Origin of the sequence: Faecalicatena faecalis (assembly GCF_012524165.2) — a bacterium.
Classification (GTDB): Bacteria; Bacillota; Clostridia; order Lachnospirales; family Lachnospiraceae; genus Faecalicatena_A; species Faecalicatena_A faecalis.
This window is the reverse complement of sequence record NZ_JABACJ020000001.1, coordinates 472,012-494,548: the sequence shown is the minus strand read 5'-3', so window position 1 is coordinate 494,548 and position 22,537 is coordinate 472,012. Positions and strand designations below refer to the sequence as shown.

Below are 22,537 nucleotides of genomic sequence, written 5' to 3'. Positions count from 1 at the left end.
CGCCTATCGGCGTCCTTCTCCACGTATCTCATCGATATTCTCATAATAACTGGTAACCATCTCATTCTCTGGTATCTGCTGTTCCGGCGCAGGGGCTGTTCCCGGTCGGAATACCACCTTTAAGAATACCGGTGTAATGATCGTCGTAATCACGACAACAATGATGACCGGACCTAGAAATGCTGAACCAAGAAGTCCAAGACTGGAACCTTTACTTGCAACAATCAAGGCCACCTCACCTCTGGAGATCATTCCCACACCGATACGTTTCGACTGATAATTCTGATACCCGCACATCTTCGCACCCAGACCGCAGCCGATTACCTTGGTCAGAATAGCCACGATCGTCAGGACCACTGCAAATCCAATAATCGCGCCTGACATCTCAGGAAGTACCACTTTCAGACCGATACTTGCAAAAAACACAGGTGATACCAGCAGATAAGAAATGGTATCGAACTTCCCCTGCAGGTAGGTGGACCGTCTCACATTCGAGATGATCAGACCGGCAATAAAAGCTCCCGTGATATCTGCAACGCCGAATACTTCTTCTGCAATATAGGCCATCAGCAGACAGAACACGAATGCGATGATCGTATGTCTGTGCATCTCCTTCTTGGCCGTATCTACCCAGTTCTTATAGAGTCGGTAAAAAATGAATCCGACTACTCCGGCGAATACGAAGAACCCGACAATCTTAATCATGACAGTTCCCAGCTTCACGGATGGATCTGCCATACTGGTAACAATGGTCAGAGCAATGATGCCCAGAATATCATCGATGATTGCCGCACCCAGGATTGCATTCCCGGAACGTGTCTTTAGCTTTCCCAGCTCCTTCAAAGTCTCAACGGTAATACTAACAGATGTAGCCGTCAGAATCACACCGATAAATATATTCTGGAGGAAAACACTTGCATCTGCATCTGATACGATCATCCCCGGCTTATTAAAGAAATATGCCGCCGCAAATCCTCCTAAAAGGGGTACGACCACGCCGCACAGCGCAATGATAAAGGAAGCCTTTCCACTTGCCTTAAGTTCCTTAATATCCGTCTCCATACCTGCACAGAACATCAGGACAATCACACCGATCTCCGCTACTTCATGGATAAATGATGTCTCGCTTAGAATCCCGAATCCTGCTGGTCCCAAAATCAGGCCTGCCAGAAGTGCTCCGACGACCTGAGGCATCTGGACTTTTTTGGTCATAAGGCCCAGAACCTTTGTGAACAACAAAATAATTGCCAAATCCAACAAATAACTGTAGCTGTTCATAACTTTTTTCCTCACATTTCTTACTCTCATTAACCCGAACAGTAATCAGAATACACCCTTTGCATAAATATTTCAAGTATTTTCCGACTCTATTCATGGAAATCTGACAAGAGACCATATCAGGGAACAACAGTCCGCAGTTGGGTATGCATCACATAAAAAGGGGAAGAAAAGTAGGAACTAAATCCTCTATTTTCTTCCCCTTTATTGAATCTGCACCGTGCACTTATATTTACTATTACGATCAGCTTACCAGCCCTAGACCTTGATCTAATTTAACCTTGGGATTGCCTGTCCCCTAAGCTGTATGATTGGTCCGCCAACTCCCTCTATGTATTCTCTGGTGATGGTCACCTGCCCGATGCTGTCATCCTTTGGTATCTCGTACATGATATCCAGCATGAATTCCTCGATGATCGCACGCAAGGCTCTTGCCCCGGTATTCTTCTTCATCGCCTTCTCGGCAATTGCTTCTAACGCTTCATCGTTGAATTCCAGATTGACTTCGTCTAAAGCCAGCAGCTTTTTATACTGCTTAAGGATCGCATTCTTTGGTTCCTTTAGAATCTTAACAAGCATGTCTTTATCCAAGCCTTTTAAGGTAAAGATGATTGGAAGTCGTCCTATAAACTCTGGAATCATACCAAATGTTCTTAAATCTTCCACCGTCACCTTGGAAAGTATCTCTTTATCATGCTCATACTTGTCCTTTAACTCTGCGTTAAATCCCATGGATGTCTTGTGGGAAAGTCTTTCTTTGATAATCTCTTCCAAATCCGGGAAGGCACCTCCACAGATAAAAAGAATGTTCTTTGTATTCACCGTCGTGAGCGGTACCATCGCATTCTTACTGTTGGCACCGACCGGAACTTCCACTTCACTTCCCTCAAGAAGCTTCAACAAGCCCTGCTGTACGGATTCTCCACTGACATCACGCTGGCTGGAGTTTTTCTTCTTTGCGATCTTGTCGATCTCATCGATGAAGATGATTCCCTGCTCTGCTCTCTCCACATCGTTATCGGCTGCTGCCAAAAGCTTAGATACTACACTTTCAATATCATCCCCAATATAACCTGCTTCTGTCAGAGAGGTAGCATCCGTGATAGCCAGCGGCACATCCAGAAGCTTTGCAAGGGTCTTGACCAGATACGTCTTACCGCTTCCTGTAGGTCCGATCATGAGCATATTGGACTTCTCGATCTCAATATCATCCATTGTATCAGTAGCCACACGCTTATAATGATTGTATACCGCAACTGACATTGCCTTCTTGGCATATTCCTGTCCGACTACATATTCATCTAACTGAGCCTTGATCTTATGCGGTGCCGGAATATCTTTAATGTCGAGCTTATGGAACTCCTTCGGCTTCTCTTTTTTCTTCTTGATCTTCTGGCTCTTTGGTGTCATGTTGTCCAGATCTGACATATTCAGAAACTGGACACCCGGCATATTAAATAACTTACTGTAATCCACCGAACCATTGGTCATCGCATCAAAGCTCTTCTGCATACAGTCAGAGCATACCGTGATATGATTCGGAAGGTCGATCATCTTACCTGCAACACTTTCAGGACGGTGGCAGATCAGACAATACTTCTCATATCCGTCATCGTCATCCTCCTTTGTATCCTGGGTAACGACAGAAGTATCCTTCTTATCGACGACTTCGTTTTCCTCTTCTTTATCCTTCTGGTCTAATTCATCTATAATAATAAAATCTTTATCTGACATAATTCTCCCTTCTTTCATATCCAAACTATGTCTAACATTATAACGCAGATTCTGCCCATATACAAATGAAGTTTTTCTAAACACACCTTATACAAAGGCCGTCCTGCTCTATAAACTCTCAGCTTGATATCGTCCAAAAACCTCTTCTATACAAGAAGTATACCATACATAAAACGCAGCAGCTTAATTTTCCAGCATTTTCAGAAAATCTTCTTCTGATATGATCGGGATGCCCAGATCTCTAGCCTTCTTATTTTTAGAAGAGGTCGACTGCACATCATTATTGATCAGATAATTCGTCTTGGAAGTCACGGACCCTGTCACTTTTCCGCCCCGCGCCTCAATGACCTCCTTGACCTCATTTCGATTTGCAAAATGCTCAACACTTCCTGTAATGACAAAATTCATGTTCTCAAATATTTGTGCTTCCTTCTGGACCTCTTCTTCCGGGATATCGACTTCCTTTAAAAGCTTTTCGAATACATCCCGGTGTCTTTCCTCTGCAAAATAATCCACGAACGCTTTTGCGATAACTCCCCCCACACCTGAAATCTCATTCAACTCTTCCACGGTCGCTTCGAACAGTCTCTTTGGATCATAATCCAGAGCTTTACAGATGACCTTTGCATTGGCAAGTCCGATATTCGCAATTCCCAAGCTGTATACCAGCTTCGGCAGAGTCGTTTTTCTTGCGTTTTCCACACTGTTCAACAGATTTACATAAGATTTTTCACCAAATCCCTCCATTGTTTTAATCTCTTCCTCATAACGTTCCAGATGGAATATGTCAGAAAAATCCTTGATAAATCCCCGGACAATGAATTTCTCCAGGGTTGCCTCGGAAAGTCCCTCGATATTCAGCGCATCGCGGCTTACGAACAGGGCAAAGGATTTGATCTGCTTTGCCTGACATTCAGGATTGGTACAATACAGAGTCTTCGTATCATTCTCCATGGAAATCTTAGTGGCACCGCCGCAGACCGGACAGGCACATGGAATATCCTTTACGCCGCTGCGGGTCAGATTCTCTGCGATCTGCGGGATAATCATATTCGCTTTATATACCTGAATCTTATCTCCCACGCCCAGTTCTAGTTCTTCCATAATACTGATATTGTGCACACTGGCACGGCTGACAGTGGTTCCTTCAAGTTCCACCGGCTCAAAGATAGCAACCGGATTGATCAGGCCGGTACGGGAAGGACTCCACTCTATCTCGAGAAGAGTGGTATCCTTGATTTCATCTGCCCACTTAAAGGCAAAAGAATCACGTGGAAACTTTGAAGTCGTTCCCAAGGACTGTCCATATGCAATGTCGTCGTAGATCAGCACCAGTCCATCCGATGGGAAATCATTTTCCACGATTTTTTCTGCAAACCATTCTACCTCTGTTTCAATCGTATCTGCTGTCACACGATGATGCTCCACCACCTCGAAGCCCTGCTCTTCCAGCCAGCCAAGCTGTTCATACCTGGAATTCTTAAAGTCGATTCCTTCCGCACGTACTAGGGTAAATGCAAAGAACCGCACATTTCTTTTCGCCGTAATTTCATTATTCAACTGTCTCACGGATCCGCTGCATAAGTTCCTTGGGTTTTTGTATTTCGCATCCACATCCTCGATCTCTGCATTGATCTTCTCAAAATCCCGATATCCAATCACTGCCTCACCGCGCAGAATCAATTCTCCCTTGTACGGAATGTGGAGAGGAAGATTCTTAAATACTCTTGCATTGTTCGTGATGACCTCTCCGACTTCTCCATTTCCTCTCGTAACCGCTTTTACCAGTGTCCCCTCCTGATAGGTCAATACAATCGTCAGACCATCCAGTTTCCAGGAAATCACAGCCTTTTGACTGCCGATAAATTCCTTTAACCGCGCGACCTCCTTTGTCTTATCCAGAGACAGCATAGGCCGTTCGTGGCGCTCCTTCGGGAGCTCGCTCAATACCTCGTATCCTACATTAATGGTAGGACTGGATGCAAGAGTTGTTCCCAATTCTTGTTCCAGTCCCAGAAGTTCGTCATATAATTTATCATATTCAAAATTACTCATGATTTCCGTGTCTTCCTGCTCATACGCACGTCTCGCACGGTTCAAAAGCTCCACCAGCTCCTGCATTCTTTTTTTCTTATCTGCCATAAATACTCTCCTGCCTGTTCCTCATTCATCTATCTTTTAAAAACCATCTATCTTTTTATGCTATTATCAATTACGGTCTCATTCGACGAATCCTTGATCAATTCATAAAGACCGTCCAGCTCCTGATCCGTCAATTTCCGGTAAGCTCCATCTTTTAATTTTCCCAGCCCAATATTCATGATCCTGGTCCTCACCAGATCCTTCACCTGGTATCCCAATGCCTCACACATCCTGCGTATCTGCCTGTTCAATCCCTGCGTCAGAATAATTTCAAATGTATACTTTCCAATCTGCTTTACCTTGCACGGTCTTGTCACCGTATCCAAAATCGGCACTCCTAAGGCCATCTTCTCGATAAACTCCGGTGTTACCTCTTTATTTACTGTCACCCTGTATTCCTTCTCATGCCGATTCCCGGCACGCATCATTTTGTTAATGATATCCCCATTATTCGTCATAAGAAGAAGCCCCCTGGAATCTTTATCCAGACGGCCTACATAGGTGACCCGGACCGGGTAGTTCAAAAAACGAACGATGCTGTCCCGCTCCCTGCGTTCTTCAGTACATACGATTCCCCGGGGCTTATTCACTGCCAATACGACCATATCATCACTGCGGGATACCACCCGGTTCCCGACCTTTATAGTCTGGCCCGGTGTGACCTTCATCCCCATATCTGCCCGTTTCCCATCGACTGTTACCTTCCCGCTCTCGATCAGACGGTCTGCCTCCCGTCTGGAGCACACACCAGCCTCACTCAAGAACTTATTCAGTCTGATCGGTTCCTTCTTCTGTATGAATTCCTGTTTCATTCGATTGCCCACTATTCAACACTCCGCTTATATTATTATCCTGGAAAAATGTATTTCCGTTGTACAAAAAGAGTACATCCGTAATCTTATAGGTATCCATCACATCCTGGATATTGCCTGTATAGTATCTGGGATCCAAAAGCACGATTTCCCTAAAGTAAGGAGCTAAGAACGGCACAAAGCTGTTCGCATAGGAGTCCTTGATCACTAGAATGCGTCCCTGTTTCTCTGATAATGTCTTAATATCGATCAGGGAGGTATTACCGCCAAGAAAAACAGCATATTTATCCCTTGTCTTTAACATCTTAGACTCATAAAGGGAAGTGGTCTTAATCTGCTCATCCACATAATTCACAGTTACATCGTTATCCGTATCCTTGGGGACATAAATGTCGATTTCTTCCTTTTCCCCCATCCTGCATCCACTCTTGGCCGCTAATGTCCCGTTAAAATCCGTTGCCACCGGATAAGAAACATAAGCGCTGGAGACATCCGCATCGATTACTAAAGTAGATGCCGCCTCCTGAAACGTATAAAAGGCTCCCAACGTGGTCCAATGATGGTCTGTCTTATAGTATATCTTCTCATCCTGATGCTTATTCATCGCCTTCACGGCATCGATCCACTGCACAGAATCTCCAAGCTCTTTCTTCACCTGGCTGATGCATGCATTCTGGTCCGCTACTTTTGCAAAGGAAGGAAGACTGCCACTGAGCACACTTGCCGCATCCGGCACCAGAATCATACTCATAGGAATGTCGCTATATTCCTGCGAAAATGTCTTTATCGCAGTCAAATTTTCCTTGAGTGTTTCCTGATCAGGCACCACGATATCTTCTAAAAGCTGCCCTTTTTTTCCAATAAATACACCATTCTCCTCGCGGCTGCCGCCCAGACGATTCAGTGTGACCTTCACTTTTCTCAAAAAATTACGCCCGATGAACTGGTCCGCCTGATAGTTCTCATACTGTTCCATATAGCCGCCGGACGTGAGATTTCCCACTGTCATCTTCGGCTTCTGCGTCAGCATCCGGTTCTCTTCCTCTGATTTTTCATGAGATGGATAAAGAAGGTTCGCCAGAACAAATATCAGAAGACAGATAATAAAAGCCTTCCCAACGAAGCTTTCCACCCATCGTTTCTTTTTTCTTATATTATTGTCCATACTCCCACCTAAAATCTAAAATATAAAAATGGATTAAATGACTCTGTCACAAGGAAAGCGACTGATATCAGGAAAATACCAATATAAATCACTCCTGCCACAATCTTACGCACCTTGACACTGTTCGGCTCTGACATGATCCGTTTCAACAGATTGATTCCAAAAGCCGAAGAACCTGCAATCGCAATCAGATAAAGCAGCCAATGTGTAAAGATATAGAATAATGCCTGTTTATCCGCGAACCCGCTCGCTCCTGGTCCGAACATCACACCTAGATACTGGAATGCATAACCAAGGCTTGGACTTGAGAAAAAGACCCATCCGACCAAGACAAGCACCATCGCATAAATGTGCTGTACTGCTGATGGAAGGCGCATCAGGGATTTGCCCCACACATATTTTTCCAAGATCAGCAGCACCCCATAATAAAGTCCCCAGATCAGAAAGTTCCATGCTGCCCCATGCCAGAAACCTGTCAGCATCCATACAATCAGCAGATTCATGATATGCCTGGACTGATTGCAACGGTTCCCGCCAAGGGGAATATACACATATTCCCGGAACCAGGTGCTCAGAGAAATATGCCATCTTCTCCAGAACTCAGTGATACTGGTGGAAATATAGGGGTAATCAAAGTTCTTACGGAATTCAAAACCAAACATCTTTCCAAGCCCAATGGCCATATCAGAATATCCACTGAAATCAAAATAAATCTGGAATGCATAAGAAATACATCCCACCCACGCAGTCAATACAGAAAAAGTTCCCATCTGCTGACGTGCGATCTGCTCGTATATCTGTCCCATGGAATTTGCCAGGATGACTTTCTTGGCCAGCCCAATAATAAAATATTCCGCACCCAATCCAAATTTACGAAGAGAAAGCACTCTGCTTTTTAACTGCTGTTCGATATCGATATAACGCACGATCGGACCTGCGATCAACTGCGGGAACATCGAGATATAAAGCGCAAAGTATAAAATGTTCTTCTGCGTCTTTGCCTCGCCTCTATACACGTCAATAATATAGGACATCGCCTGGAATGTATAGAAAGAAATCCCGATCGGCAGCGGCAGATCTCTATATGGTATATTGACCGGCAGCACTGCATTCAGGCTGTCCATCAAGAACCCATAATACTTGAAAAAACCAAGCAGCAGAAGATTCACGACTACTGCAAAGATCAAAGCCATCTTTTTCCTGCGTGGATCATCCTGCTTCTCTTCAATATCCAGTCCGCAAATATAATTCAGTACAATGGAAAGGAGCATCAGCACAATATAGATTGGCTCCCCCCAGGCATAAAAAATCAGACTGGCTATCAACATCACCACATTTCTGAACTTTTGCGGGACAATATAATATAATGCCATGGTAATCGGCAGAAATACAAATAAAAAAGTCACACTGCTAAATAACATCTTTTAGCTTCCTCTCCCCGTTTTCTATAGACTTTTTGCAAAGGCATCCTTGTATGCTTCCGCCTTTGGAGCAACTGCCAGAAAAATAAATTTCCCCCGGACAGATAGCTGTGCCTGCTCGATCAGCTTGACCTGCTCAGGCGCATACCCGTCAAAATCTTTTTTTCTATTATCAAGTCTCTTCTGTACAGCATCCTTCACCTGCTGTACTTGTTTCTCATTCTTCACCTTGATCAGAAGTACTTCCTCCGTAGACATGCTGACCTGTGAACTATACAGCATCACGCCCTCATAATCTGCACTGTTCAGACCATAGTAGCGCTTCAGCCCCTGCACATCCACCTGCTTTAAATTGCTCGTATCCAGCGATGCCTCCACCGCCTTCTCGACCTGAGTAAAAGACTTCGTACTCCCACTTGTAAAAATCATAAGGACCACAATATATGCAATGATCACCGCAGACACAACATATTTCAGTATCCCGGCATACCCCGGTCTCTTTGACCCCGTATGGAGACTTCCTGTATTGTAGCTGCTTCTCATCGTCCGGGCACCCTGCATATCATAACCGAGCTCACCTGTATTTCGGATATCATCCATATTGTAATCAAATTCACCTGTATCCCGGATACCATCCATATTATAATCGAATTCACCTGTATCTCGGATATCGTCCATATTATAATCGAATTCACCTGTATCTCGGATATCATCCATATTATAATCAAATTCTCCTGTATTCTTTTCTATCATAATGCGGCCACCTCCGCCATATGGTTCAGCCAGTACGGATAGAAATCTGCCTTAAAATGCACACCATCCTCCTCATAATAACTGTCCGAAACAAGATCTGTATTATCGATATAAGCAATCTGCCTCTTATCACACAGCTCACGGAGAGCTTCATTATAATCAGCCAATTTCTCATACACCGGCTCTCTCTCAATCTCTTGCTGCTGTACTGGGAAAATAGAATTCACGAACAGCTTTGTATCTGGAAGCTTCTTATTCAGTTCCTCAAGAAGGGCATCATACTGCTTCACGAACTCCTTCGTATCCCCTCTGGTGGCAATAATGTCGTTCATTCCATAGGAAAGAAAGATCACCTGTGGATTCAGCTTTTCCACCTTAGCGACCTGGTCATCCAACTCATCCAATTCCACTCCAATCTTCGCGATCACACTGGATGCATTCAGAATATCATACTCTGTAAATGCTTCCGAAATAGAGTCTCCCATGATCACCGAATTTGCAAAAATCGCTTTATAATTCTTATCTGTATCTTCGTTCTCCCGCTCATCCGCCTTCTTCTGCGTCTGATCCTTTTCCTCCAGCTTCTCTATCTTATTCTCGATTGCAGTCACGTTCCCTTTCTCTGCCTGCTTAATAATCTTAATTCCCTTCGAAGTATCGACCTTTCCCCGCCTAAAACTACTTACACCTTCGGCAATCAGTATTCCAACAACAATAACCCCAATCGCCACACAGCAGTATTTCAACAACTTATGCTTTTTCTTCTTCATCATCTGTACTCCAGACCTCTCTTACCGATTCCAATTTATAATGAAAGGGCATACATATAAAATGCCCTTTGGATATGCTTAATTTATATTCAACAAAAAATAACAGATTCGGACATTCATAGTCTCTCCCCTACAAAACATCCCATCAGTCTACAATTTATCATACTTTTTTTGCCTTCAAAAGTCAACAATTCCGGGAAGGCAGGTACAAAATTTAAGAAAATCACAAAAACCTTTCATAATTTCATAATTTTTTATCCACATTCACACTTTCTGTTACAAAGAATTATCCACATTCCTTGTACATTTTCGCACTTACTTTTCTACATCGTCTTTCTTCCGCTGATTTATTCCCATCATATTCCCCCTTTTCCATCCGGTTAAGAACATTTTTCAGCTACCCCTTTCCCTTATTTTATGATACAATGAATCCAGATTTTTCACTACAGACACAATGATACTTCATGGAGGTTCTTATAAATGATTGCATTAAAGCTCACAAGCGTCAAAAACTTCATGTCCCATTTACTTTTATCCGAGACATTTGATAATTTCCTCTTCATAGAGGGCGAGATTGTCACCTTCAATACCTTCACCATAGACGGCTACATCCAGAAGGCCTTCTTTCCAGAAGAAGACCCGCCCCTTATGTATTCCTCATGGAAAGACCTGCGGGACTACTGCTTCACCCTCATAAAAGGAAAGAAGACCCCTTTAAGCTTCAAGTTCATATTCAGCCTGTCCCCCAATAACATCGCCCGCCTGATCACGCAGAACAATTTAGATTACACCCCCGACCAAGTCCAGGGCCTCTACCTCAACATCCGCTACGACGGAACCACCCTCCAGTGCATCACCGGCACCTCCCTAAAGACCTTCACCATGGACAAATCCCTGGAACAAGCCTGGGACACCATGGTCCAAAAATACCTTTCCCAAAAACAAATCCCCTACGAGCGCGACCAATAACCGCGCTCCTTTTCTCACTCCCAGCTTTCCAAGCTCCCTACTCATCTTACACTCCCGTTCATCAAATCTCGTTCTCACTCCCTCCTTTCAAGAACGGTTTACTCGTTCTGCTCCCCTCCCAGTAAGATACTTCCGACCTGATGCACCCCGCCCGTCCTTCCCGGCAGAGGGGCTGGCTGCGGGACAGTTGGATTTCGGACCGTAGATTTCCTAAATGAAAAAAGGACCCTGATTGGGGTCAAAACTGTGATTCCGAATCACAGTTTTGCCTGGACCCGACGCGCGAAATTCATCAGAATTTCACGTGGCGTGTCCAGGTCGCCCCAATCAGGGTCCTTTTTTCATTTAGGAAATCAAGGTTCAAATCCAGTCCCGCAGTCAGCCCCTCTGCCGGGGAGGACGGGCGTCCCCCCTTCATCACAAAGTTTCTTACTTCGTAAGCAGCATCATGATTTCATTGCTGCGTTGTACGAATGCTGTCATTTCCTCCGGGCTTAATGGCTTATGAGCCAGCATAGCCAAATCATACAGTTGTTTGCAGATAATCGGCACGCTCTTGCTGCGTTTATGCTCTACAACGAACTGTACCAGCGGATGATTTGCATTCAGAATCAATGTTGCCTGGCTTCCGAACATTCCTGCATCCATTCCACCCATGCCGTACATCTTCATCATCTCTTCCATACGCCTTGACTGCTCTGGAAGAACTGCCATAGATGCTACATTATCATCTTTGAGCTTCTCTACTTTGACCTCCAGTTTATCATTATTAAGTTCCTTACGGAAAATTTCTACCAAGTCATCTGCCGTCTTCTTGAATGTTTCCTTCTCTTCCTCTGCCACTTCATCCTTCAGGGAATCATGTACATCTGCGTCAATTCTCTGGAATCTAAGTTCTGGATTGCGTTGTTCCAGATAAGTGATAAACGCAGAATCGATATTGTGTGTCAGCAGGATTGCATCCTGTCCGTGCTCTTTGAACATATTGATGTACTGGCTCTGCTGCTGTTCATCCGTTACATAGAAGATATCTGTCTTCTTCTCCTGGGCATCGTTCTCTTCCTTAGCTTCATCTGCATTTGCTTCTGTATTCTCATCAGCGTTCTCCTCGGCTGTGTTAGTATTTTCCTCTGCCGCAGCTTCATCGGCCTTACTGTTTGCCTTGATGCATTCCTCCAGAGTCAGATACTTATGATCCAGGTTCTTAAAGAGAATGGAATCTTTTACCTTCTCACCGAACTTCTCGTCTTTCAGACATCCGAACTTGATAAATGGACTGATGTCGTCCCAGTATTTCTCATAATTTTCCTTGTCAGTCTTGAACATGCCATTCAGCTTATCTGCAACCTTCTTGGAAATATAGTCTGCAACTTTATTAACAAATCCGTCATTCTGCAGTGCACTTCTGGATACGTTCAGAGGCAGGTCTGGGCAATCGATCACGCCCTTTAATACCATCAGGAATTCTGGAATCACTTCTTTAATATTATCCGCGATAAATACCTGGTTATTATAAAGCTTGATTTTTCCTTCAATGGAATCATACTCTGTATTGATCTTCGGGAAGTACAGGATTCCTTTCAAGTTGAACGGATAATCCATGTTCAGATGAATCCAGAACAATGGCTCCTTATAATCCATAAATACCTTGCGGTAGAAATCAATGTATTCTTCTTTTGTACACTCACTTGGACTCTTTGCCCAAAGCGGATGAATATCACTGATAGAAACCGGACGCTTTACGATCTTGGCTTTCTTCTTTGGCTCGCCCTCTTCGCCTTCTTTTGGTTCCTCTGTGATATGCTCTACCACTTCATCTGTATCCAGAATATCGTCCTCGTCAATCGTCTCATACTCCGGCTCAGCATTTGCTTTAGACAGGAAAATCTCGACTGGCATGAAGGAACAATATTTCTCCAGTACTTCTCTTGCTCTGTATTCATTGGCAAACTCAAGGCAGTCCTCATTCAAGAACAGTGTAATCTCTGTTCCGACTTCTGTCTTGCTGCCCTCCTGCATCTCGTACTCTGTACCGCCTTCGCTTACCCAGTGTACCGGTGCAGCCCCTTCCTGGTAGGACAGCGTATCGATGTGTACCTCGTCAGCAACCATGAATGAGGAATAGAATCCCAGTCCGAAGTGGCCGATCATCTCATCCTCTGTTGTCTTGTCTTTATATTTCTCTAAAAATTGTGTTGCACCTGAGAACGCGATCTGTGTAATATATTCTTCTACTTCATCCGCAGTCATACCAAGACCATTATCAATGAATTTCAAAGTCTTCTCTTCTGGATTGACAATTACCTGAATCTTTGCCTTGTAATCATCCGGCATCTCATATTCGCCCATCATATCCAGCTTTTTCAGCTTTGTGATAGCGTCACAGCCATTAGATACAAGCTCACGCATGAAAATGTCATGATCAGAATATACCCATTTTTTTATAATTGGAAATATATTCTCACTGTCAATGGATAAGTTACCTCTTTTTGTTCCCATATATAACACTCCTTTTCATTATAGTACATGTTAGTGCGATCTGTTTATCGTCTAGTAGATATTCTAATACACTGATTTTTAAAAGTCAATATAAAATTAGCACTCTTTTAAAGTGAGTGCTAATAAAATTATTAAAAATATTAAAAAATTATAAACAAACCAACTTTTCTGCTGTATTAAGCTATAATCATACTAATTTTTTCTTTATAGACAATTTTGCGATTATCAGCAATCTAATTCTCATTTCACTATAAAAGTGCTATACTAATCTGAAAAGACAACAATGTAAGAATATGAGGAGTATCATCATGACCGACACATTTCAGACAATCAAAGTAGAAACAAATGAACAGATCAAGGAGGTTGCCGCCCTTGCAGAAATCATCTGGCACGAGCATTTTACCCCGATCATCGGAATCGGACAGGTGGAATATATGATCGATAAGTTTCAATCCGTATCAGCTCTAAAATCCCAGCTTAAAGACAGGTATGAATACTACCAGCTATTCGACAACGACGAATTCTGCGGATACTGTGGTATTCATCCTGAAGACGGAAAGCTTTTCCTTAGCAAACTGTATGTAAAGAAGGAATGCCGTGGCAGGCATCTGGCAACGAAAGCATTCCAGTTTCTTAAAAGCCTCTGCAAAGACCGTGGACTTGCCTCTATCTGGCTAACCTGCAATAAACATAATGATAACAGTCTGGCAGTGTACCGTCATCTGGGATTTGAGACAATTAATACGCAGGAGGCTGACATCGGAAACGGATATATTATGGATGACTACATTATGGAATACAGACTTTAATTTCTTAATGTAAGTAATAAAATAATTTTTAATATTCTCTTTAACCAATATTAAAACACTGTAAGATAAAAGAAAGACGAAAGACTCTGATTATGTGTGCAGGGCCTTCCGTCTTCTTTTCAGCACTTTCTAATTCTTTTTCTCTTTCTCCAGATCTCTTTCCATAGGCAGGTTATTCTTATCTCCCTTCATCCCAGTCTTTCCATACTTTGCTGCGATTTCAAGGATCGTCTCCTCTTCCTCGATTTGTAGATCTTCCAGGTAATTGTCCGGCACATTCTCATGCAAAGTTGCAATCGTATAGCTGCCCGATTTTTTTACAGGTGTTCCATCATTGAGCTGAATCGATTTAATCTTATGGTCAGATGTGAATTCTACATCCAGACCAGCAGTTTCATAATAGAATGGGGATGTCATGCCTCCCTTATCATAATAATATTCATTATCCATCCTATCCTCCGCCTGTTTCCAGCAGATTCCATCCTCCAGAAGCTCATAAAGCGTTTCCCCCGAGATTGTCCCCGTGCTCATCTTTGCCCAGCCGGAGGTTCCATCTATCGCCGTCAGAGTATTCCGGGTCAATGGCCAGGAATAAATATCTCCTTTGTAAAATTTAGAGGCAATCCCAGTCATTGGATTGCTGAACTCTCCCTGTTCATTCACAGAAGGGGTGACCATGCCGATCTGTGTACCGGCATAATCCTGAAGAGCTGCTGCAAAATACTGCACTGTCTGTTTCTCTGTGAAGTTCTCCTTTGCAGTAAATAGATACTCTCCGGTGTACGCTTCTGTTATTTCATTCCTTTTTATATCATCACAGCTTCGTATGTATTCCTCCTGCGTAAGCTCCCCTTCCAGCATCTTGATTAATTCCGTTGCAGTTGCAGCCAGAGTATTCATATCTACATTCATCGGTGCAAAATGATTCTGACCCACCACATCCTGATAAGACTCTGTAATCTCGTTGAGATCTCCTTTAAATCCTCTTAAGAATGAATAGCATGCATCCCCGCGCATCATGTCCTTTTGCCCTTCCTCAGTACTCAAAAGGTCCAGAATACGCAGACCTACCTCCAATTTCTTTTCATTCCCCTTTTCTCCCAATTTTTTATTCAGTGCAAAATATCCCGCAGTTGCAGTCGGATAATAAGCCTCATCTGTACCTGTTTTAAAGAATGGAATCAGACCGTAATCATGTTCATCATCCGATTTAAAGTTCCCGATCAGACCATACATCATGGCAATCTCTCCGTTGTCGAACTTCTCCCGCTGTACCGCCCGGTTTTCCTGTATCTCATAATCGAAGATTCCATCCTCATACCAGCGTATATAATTAGCAATATAAGGTTCTATTACCCCTTCTCCTTTTGCTTTTCCCTGCACAAAATCATAGAACCAAGTCGTTCCCTCTGGTGTGGAATAAAAATCTGCAGCCATCGTACAGGCCAGCACATTAGAGTAAGCAGATGGATTATCCCATGCACCGCCTACTCCCTGAATCCCCGTTTTCTCTACCTGCTCACATAGAGAAACCAGTTCCTCATAACTGTGGGGTGCTTTCCATCCATGTTCCCGAAATACGTTCTTATCATACACCAGACCTGTCAGACTCGTAAAATTAGGGATAAAATACACAGAGCCATTCATATTCATGGAATCGATGGCCTGGGTAATATAACGGTTCAGCACTTCATAAGAGGACAGATCCAGCAAATTATCCTGATAAGTGTCTATCTCGAGATCATTTCTGGTCGTCACAAACAAATCCGGGATATCATAGTGATCCAGCCTTTCTGCTGCCTCTAGTGTAAAATTTGCTCCCCCGTACATTTCAACGCGTATCTCCATCTCAGGATATTCCTTGCGTACCTTATCCAAAATACTCTTTGGAACATAACGGGTCTTACACGCATTCACCGTAAAGACGTTATCCTCCTTATCTTCTTTGCTGCAGCCGACGCTGATCAACGCCAGAAATACAATAACGATACATACGGCCAGTACTCTTTTATACACTTTTCTCATCTTTTCCCTCTATCCCTTTCTCTTATGGCGGGTCAGTACAGCAATCTTTTCACTCAAAGCAGCAAAATCCAAAGGTTTTGAGAGATGAGCATCCATACCTGCTTTCTCCGACTCTATCACATCCTCCTGAAATGCATTGGCTGTAATCGCAATGATCAATATGCTCTGAGCATCCTCTCTCTCCAGCTTTCGTATAGTGCGGCTGGCCTCATATCCATCCATGACCGGCATCATGACATCCATCAGGATCACATCAAAATATCTCAGAGGACTCTGTGCGAACTCCTCCACTGCTTCCTGTCCATTCTCTGCTGTTGCCACAAATGCTCCCATCTCGCGAAGCATCTCGACCGCGATCTCCCGGTTGATCATATTATCCTCGGCCAGCAGGACTCTCTTTCCCCGAACAAACTTTGCGTTGTCCGTATTCTCCTCCTTTTCCTCCATTGTTCCTTCTCTATCTATCTCAAGCTCCAAATCGACACAAAAGCAGGTTCCTTTTCCCGGTTCGCTATCCACATGAATCGTTCCATGCATCAGTTCCACCAGACTCTTTACGATAAACATTCCAAGGCCGCTGCCTTCAATCGAATTAATTGTAGAATCCTTCTCACGTGTAAAACTCTCAAAGATATGATCCAGAAACTCCTTTTTCATTCCAATTCCATTGTCTCTGAATTCCAAATGATAATGTGCATATTCCTCTGAGATTCCTGGACGTTCCACAATTGTCAGCCAGATTTTCCCGCCTTGAGGCGTAAATTTCACTGCATTGGATAAGATATTAATACCAATCTGATTCAGATGCAGCTTGTCACCAATCACATATTCATTCTGAATCTCCGTCTCGATTGTAAAAGACTGTTTCTTATCCGCCGCCAGCGGATCGACCACCGTCCTGATCTCATTAATAAAATCCCTCATATTCATGGAGTCTGCGACAATCTCAAACGCTCCCTCGCTAATCTTAGATACGTCCAGAATATCATTGATCAGAGAGACCAGATACTTTCCTGAAATCTGAATTTTTTCTATATATCCCAGGGCTTTCTGTTTGTCATCGATGTTCGCGGCAGCCAGAGTCGCCATCCCGAGTACACCGTTCATTGGAGTTCTGATATCATGGGACATATTGGCGAGGAAGTGACTTTTTGACTCATTCGCCTTATGTTCATATTCCAGTTCGATTTCTTTCTGTCTTTTCTCTGCATTGATGCGGTAAAAATAATGGACAATCCCAACGATTGCTGCCGCGGCGATCAAAATCAGTATCACGACGAGCGCTCCTGTCACCTGGGTATAATTTTGCATCTCATTGTTCACCACATCGACCGGAACCATCAAAAGCTGCTTCCATCCCGTGACAGCCACCGAAGTATAGCTCAGATAAGTATCCCGTCCTCCCGCCTTGATCTGCATGACCCCTTCATTGCTTCCCAAAAGGAGCTGCTGTTTAAGATCCTCGATCTTAGGATTCTCCTTTTCTATCGCATTGACAACATTATATGCATCCATGCTGCCTTCATGAATAGAACGGGCCACTGTGATTCCTTCCTCGTCAAGCAGATATACATCACATGACTCCTTAAAAGCGTTGATATTCATACTCTCCAGCATGGTCTGGACTTCATAACAGATGCCTGCACCCTTAATGGTATATCTCTCCAGCTCGAACGCTTCCACAGGGGCCGCAAACAGTAGAATCTCTGTGCCATCATAATCCGTGGCCGGAGCTACCACCCTTTCCTGATTCGCTACCACCCTGTAGATACTCTGGGAATTATCAAACTGCAGCTTGCTCACCTTACCTGTCTCATAGATAAAAGAACCGTTCTCATCAATAAAAAACAAGTGCAGGTATCCCCACGTCCGCCTATAATCAGAAAGAAAACTCACCATATTTTCTTTATTTCCAGTTTTATACACAAGAGAATAGTCCTGTACAAAACTGTCCAGAACATTCCAATTCGTTTTACACTGCTCCGAAAATCTATCCGACATCTGATGTGCAATCTCTACCAGATGTCCAGAACTTTCCCGGTAGATCGTCTTTTTTGTTTCGTACACCATTGCAGCCACAGTAGACGATAAAGCTATTATGATCAATGCAGCCCCAATTATGTTTCTGATTCTTTGCTTTTTCATATTGTCATCATACGCTTTCTGCAGTTTGCCCTTTTCACTATCTTAACATAGCATTCTCCCGGTTGCTATGAAAAGAAGCATTCCGCCTATATCTTTTCCTCACAGATATGTCATTCTGTGATTCTAATATTATCCAAATAGTCTATCTATATCGGTCATAATAGGAATCATAATCCTCGGATATAATAAACTCACTCGGAATCAACTGAACATCTGCATTCTCAGCATAGATCTGTGCCCCACTTGGTATGACCAGATTACGATATGTACTGTCAAGGCCGTCCTCAGATATCCACTGGCTCTGGGTCATATAGTTTAGTTCCTCCTCTTCAAAGTCTGTATACATCGGTATCTTACACGCAACATAAGTCCACTCCCCCATAGATACGATGTCGTATACTCCTGCTGGAAAATCCTCTCCGGCCGTGACTTCTTTGCCCTTTGTCAGGGTGATATTCTGGGTCAATGGGTTTTCCTGCATCAATGGCATTGCCGTACTCTGCGCACAGTCTGTCTTTAACTGGACCTGAAGATTCCCTGTCACTTCTATCACAGCGCCTGAATAAATTCTGACATCGTCCCACTGCTCTACCTCATCGTGCTCTTCATTGGTTCCTATTGCCTGCCACAGATAAATGGAATTCTCTATGTCATCCACCGAAACATTACCGCTGCCCTCTTTTAAAATCACCTGATAATTTCCCTCCGGTATATGGACTCCTGCCTGATATTCTCCTGGCAGCAGAAGCACCTCATAATCTACCCCTTCTGTAGAAAGCTCACGCTGTACGAACTCATATGGGTCCTGTTCTTCCACCGGAACACTCTCAATTTTGGAAGAAGATAAATCATTCTTTGAAATGTACTCTGTAACAAGACTGCCGACCGCGATGACCAGCGTAATAATCACTCCCGTTAGCTTTGTCATGTTATTCTTGGAAATCTTCCCTAATTTCTGCTTTGTATAACCTGTATTCCTTAACGTTCCTTTTTGCGGACTGCTTCCCGCATTGTGCACGATATACCCCGCCGCTGCTTGATCCGTTTTCTTTTTGCGGTCCTCATAGGATTTCGTCAGATCTGCTTCCCTCGCTACGCGTGCCTTTGCGAGACCTTCGTTCCTCTCATCTTGTTTCTTCTGGGCTGCGGCACTGCGTCCTGCCCGTGCCTTCTCAGAATTCGCGTCAGACACAGAGCTTGGACTGTGCATTTTCTTCTCATAACTGCTGCTATTGAGCCGGTAGCTCTTCCTCTCACTCTTTAAATTATCAAGTCCACATTCTATGCAGCGCCCGTCCGAAAGCTTTCCTCCACACAGATAACATCTCTTTCCCTTCATAAGCCTTTCCCCCTGCACTCTTAGCTTCTTTTCCAACTTTTCACTATTCCTTACTTCGACTCTATCAGTTTCCCAGCAATTGTTCAAGAAAAAAACGACATATTCTGCATTTTCCATATACTGTGATTCAAAAAGGAATAAAGTTTCCTATATCAAAAAAGAACTACCGTAAGATGAAACGTCTCCTCTTACGGCAGCCCTAAACACTGCATCTTCTATTTCTGCTGCACAACCTCTAACGCTTTATCGAGCTGGTTATCAGCCTCTTTATTCTCAGGGTCAGCCTGATATTCCACTTCCACATCCGGTGTGATCCCCTTCTTATGGATACTTCTTCCATTCGGAGTAAAATACTCGGAAATCGTGATCTTCACACAGGTTCCGTCCTGCAAATCAAAAATCTGCTGAACAATCCCTTTTCCATACGTGGTCATGCCCACGATTTTTCCAACCCCATAGTCCTGTACAGCCCCCGAAAAAATCTCGGATGCACTGGCACTATATTGATTTACCAAAACAGCCAGAGGCTTTTGGAATTCATGGTCCTCTTCGTTCGTATATTCAATTTCTTCCCCGTACTTATCCTTAGTGGAAACAATTGTCCCTTTCGGCAGGATCAGTTTCAGCATATCCACTGTCGTATCTAAATTGCCGCCTGGATTCCCGCGCAGATCGATCACCAGACTCTCCATACCCTGATTTTCCAAATCTGCCAGGGCATTCTTGAATTGATCATAGGTGACCGAATCAAATTCTGTAATACGGATATATCCGGTATTCCCTGGTTTCATAGAATACTCGACAGTCTGTGCTTCTATCTTCCGGCGTGTCGCTTTACATGCAACGGCTTCCCGTTTCTCACCTCTGTAGACATGTAGCACGACATCCGTACCTTCCTCACCTTTAATCCAGCTCACGACCTCTGTCAGGTCCTCACCGCTGATATCGTGATCATCTACCTGGTAGAGGATATCTCCTTCCATAAGTCCTGATTCCTCTGCCGGTGAATCCTTATATACCCCGGAAATGGTCACAAGCCCCGTGGTAAGATCCTGTGAAAGAAGAGCACCTACACCTGAATATTCCCCTGTCGTGGATTCCAGCAGTTCATTGGTCTGCTCCTCATCATAATATACGGTATAGGGATCTCCCAGACCGCTCACATAACCGCTGTAGATTCCCTCCTGCAGAGCTTTTTCATCAATTTCATCGGAATAGAGATACTGCTCGTCAATCAGTTCCCCGATCATCTTTAGCTTCTCTTCTGTCTTGTCATCTGACTCTGCCTGTACTGCCGCCGAATTCTTCGGCAGAAGCTTCTTTTCCACTGCTTTCCATGCACAGCCGCCGACTAGAACGACAGAAAGCATAATGAGGGCGCCTGACAGCGCCCCCTTTATAAAACTCTTATTCTGATCCTCCATGCCTGTTCTCCAAACTTTGAGTTTTTCATTCTGTAGGGCTGTTCTCCCTACTTTATCATTTCCTTTTACTCAGCATTAAATTCCTATAAATATCCCATCGGATCTACAGCCGCACCGTTCAGTTCCACCTGGAAATGCAGATGCGCACCGAATGAGTTCCCGGTATTCCCTACATATCCGATCTGCTGTCCTTTCGAAACGTTCTGTCCCTGAGATACCGCAAGTGCGGAATGATGCATATACTTTGTCACTAACCCGTTCCCGTGGTTGATGACCACCCAGTTTCCGGCACTGTCACTCCATCCTGCAGTGACTACAAAACCATCTGCTGCCGCATATGTAGGCGTTCCCTCTGCCGCCGCCAGATCAAGCCCTTTGTGGAATGCCCCGTCAAAATCACGGTATCCAAATGTACTGGAAACCACGGCACCTGGGCATGGATGTGTGAACTGGCCGCCTCCGCTGACCACATTATCACTGCTCGGAGGTACATAACTGCTTCCTCCGCCCGAGTTCTGTGCCTGCTGCTGTGCCGCCGCCTGCTTGGCCGCTTCTTCTGCCGCCTTCTGCTGCTGAATCTGCTTCTGGCGTTCTGCTTCTGCCTCCTTGATCAACTTCTCAAGCGTTGCTGCATTCTCCCCGATCTGCTTATCCAGATTTGATATCTGGATATCCTTCTCTTCCAACAGCGCCTGTACTTCATTCTGCTTTTCAATCAAGGAATCCTGAAGCCCCTTTAACTCTGTGTATTCCTCCTGGAGTGCCTTTTCCTTTTCCTCGACCTCTTTTACGATCTCCTGGAACTGCACGAGCATATCTCTATCATATGCAGAAATCTGCGAAACATACTCTGCTTTATTCAAAAAATCTCCAATACTGTCACTTTCGAGCAGAATTTCGATCAGTTGGGAATTCCCATTCTCATACATGAACTTAATCCGTTTCTTCATGCTCTCATATTGGTCATTTTCATCGACCTTTGCCTGGACAAGATCATTCTCCGCCTTCTCGATCTCGGACTGCTTCTTATTCAGCTTCTCCTTCATCTCATTCATCTCGTTGATGATCGTATTGAGCTGGTCTGCAAGAGCATTCTTCTCTTTCTCGGCCGATTTCTTCTTATCCTCCAATTCCTGTGCCTTTTTCTTGGCTTCATCCACCGTCGTAGCATTGACGTTCATGACCATACCAAGACTTAAGGCAAGTACCAGTACCCCGCTTATTATACTCCTCTTTCGTCTGTTCATAGGCG

17 protein-coding genes are annotated in these 22,537 nt (G+C 44.0%); 2 read left to right on the top strand and 15 right to left on the bottom strand.

Annotated features, from left to right (window positions below; genetic code table 11):
• Window positions 1-3: 3 nt before the first annotated feature.
• The 8 genes from HGO97_RS02290 to HGO97_RS02255 form a co-directional block, all read right to left on the bottom strand.
• Window positions 4-1,278, bottom strand: coding sequence for a cation:proton antiporter (locus tag HGO97_RS02290; protein ID WP_216239024.1), 1,275 nt, complete (start codon window positions 1,276-1,278; stop codon window positions 4-6).
• A 270-nt stretch (window positions 1,279-1,548) separates the two neighbouring features.
• Window positions 1,549-3,012 (bottom strand): ATP-dependent Clp protease ATP-binding subunit ClpX, encoded by a 1,464-nt coding sequence (clpX, locus tag HGO97_RS02285; RefSeq protein WP_216239022.1) that lies wholly within the window; start codon window positions 3,010-3,012, stop codon window positions 1,549-1,551.
• Between the two features lie 183 nt (window positions 3,013-3,195).
• Window positions 3,196-5,154 (bottom strand): NAD-dependent DNA ligase LigA, encoded by a 1,959-nt coding sequence (gene ligA / locus HGO97_RS02280; protein WP_216239020.1) that lies wholly within the window; start codon window positions 5,152-5,154, stop codon window positions 3,196-3,198.
• Between the two features lie 47 nt (window positions 5,155-5,201).
• Entirely contained in the window at window positions 5,202-5,966 is a 765-nt protein-coding gene (rluF, locus tag HGO97_RS02275; RefSeq protein ID WP_246597255.1) for a 23S rRNA pseudouridine(2604) synthase RluF, read from the bottom strand.
• Window positions 5,920-7,131: a DHHW family protein gene (locus tag HGO97_RS02270; protein WP_216239015.1), complete on the bottom strand. Its 1,212-nt coding sequence runs from the start codon at window positions 7,129-7,131 to the stop codon at window positions 5,920-5,922. The genes rluF and HGO97_RS02270 overlap by 47 nt, the downstream gene beginning before the upstream one ends.
• Window positions 7,132-7,139: 8 nt before the next feature.
• A complete protein-coding gene (locus tag HGO97_RS02265) occupies window positions 7,140-8,552 on the bottom strand; it encodes an MBOAT family O-acyltransferase (protein WP_216239013.1) in 1,413 nt (470 codons plus the stop codon).
• Between the two features lie 24 nt (window positions 8,553-8,576).
• On the bottom strand, window positions 8,577-9,305 hold the full coding sequence (locus HGO97_RS02260) for a DUF4358 domain-containing protein (RefSeq protein ID WP_246597254.1): 729 nt from the start codon (window positions 9,303-9,305) through the stop codon (window positions 8,577-8,579).
• Window positions 9,302-10,078 (bottom strand): GDSL-type esterase/lipase family protein, encoded by a 777-nt coding sequence (locus HGO97_RS02255; RefSeq protein WP_216239011.1) that lies wholly within the window; start codon window positions 10,076-10,078, stop codon window positions 9,302-9,304. The genes HGO97_RS02260 and HGO97_RS02255 overlap by 4 nt, the downstream gene beginning before the upstream one ends.
• A gap of 477 nt (window positions 10,079-10,555) precedes the next feature.
• Between HGO97_RS02255 and HGO97_RS02250 the strand changes: the two genes are divergently transcribed.
• Window positions 10,556-11,044 (top strand): DUF5721 family protein, encoded by a 489-nt coding sequence (locus HGO97_RS02250; RefSeq protein ID WP_216239010.1) that lies wholly within the window; start codon window positions 10,556-10,558, stop codon window positions 11,042-11,044.
• A gap of 292 nt (window positions 11,045-11,336) precedes the next feature.
• On the opposite strand, the gene HGO97_RS23960 is transcribed toward HGO97_RS02250, so the two are convergent.
• Window positions 11,337-11,462, bottom strand: a complete 126-nt coding sequence (locus tag HGO97_RS23960; RefSeq protein ID WP_281419925.1) for a hypothetical protein — start codon at window positions 11,460-11,462, stop codon at window positions 11,337-11,339.
• An 11-nt stretch (window positions 11,463-11,473) separates the two neighbouring features.
• Window positions 11,474-13,543 (bottom strand): molecular chaperone HtpG, encoded by a 2,070-nt coding sequence (gene htpG / locus HGO97_RS02245; RefSeq protein ID WP_216239007.1) that lies wholly within the window; start codon window positions 13,541-13,543, stop codon window positions 11,474-11,476.
• 308 nt (window positions 13,544-13,851) lie between these two features.
• Here htpG and HGO97_RS02240 point away from each other — a divergent pair, with 308 nt between their 5' ends.
• Window positions 13,852-14,352, top strand: a complete 501-nt coding sequence (locus HGO97_RS02240) for a GNAT family N-acetyltransferase (protein WP_216239005.1) — start codon at window positions 13,852-13,854, stop codon at window positions 14,350-14,352.
• Between the two features lie 129 nt (window positions 14,353-14,481).
• Here the strand turns inward: HGO97_RS02240 and HGO97_RS02235 are convergent, their stop codons facing one another.
• The 5 genes from HGO97_RS02235 to HGO97_RS02215 form a co-directional block, all read right to left on the bottom strand.
• On the bottom strand, window positions 14,482-16,377 hold the full coding sequence (locus tag HGO97_RS02235; RefSeq protein ID WP_216238997.1) for a 5'-nucleotidase C-terminal domain-containing protein: 1,896 nt from the start codon (window positions 16,375-16,377) through the stop codon (window positions 14,482-14,484).
• A gap of 9 nt (window positions 16,378-16,386) precedes the next feature.
• Window positions 16,387-18,522 carry a hybrid sensor histidine kinase/response regulator gene (locus HGO97_RS02230; RefSeq protein WP_216238994.1) on the bottom strand — a complete coding sequence of 712 codons (2,136 nt, stop codon included), beginning with the start codon at window positions 18,520-18,522 and terminating at the stop codon, window positions 16,387-16,389.
• A 142-nt stretch (window positions 18,523-18,664) separates the two neighbouring features.
• Window positions 18,665-19,861 (bottom strand): hypothetical protein, encoded by a 1,197-nt coding sequence (locus tag HGO97_RS02225; protein WP_216238993.1) that lies wholly within the window; start codon window positions 19,859-19,861, stop codon window positions 18,665-18,667.
• Window positions 19,862-20,076: 215 nt separating this feature from the next.
• Window positions 20,077-21,285 carry a S41 family peptidase gene (locus HGO97_RS02220; RefSeq protein WP_216238992.1) on the bottom strand — a complete coding sequence of 403 codons (1,209 nt, stop codon included), beginning with the start codon at window positions 21,283-21,285 and terminating at the stop codon, window positions 20,077-20,079.
• 83 nt (window positions 21,286-21,368) lie between these two features.
• Window positions 21,369-22,532, bottom strand: coding sequence for a murein hydrolase activator EnvC family protein (locus HGO97_RS02215; RefSeq protein ID WP_216238991.1), 1,164 nt, complete (start codon window positions 22,530-22,532; stop codon window positions 21,369-21,371).
• Window positions 22,533-22,537: the final 5 nt, after the last annotated feature.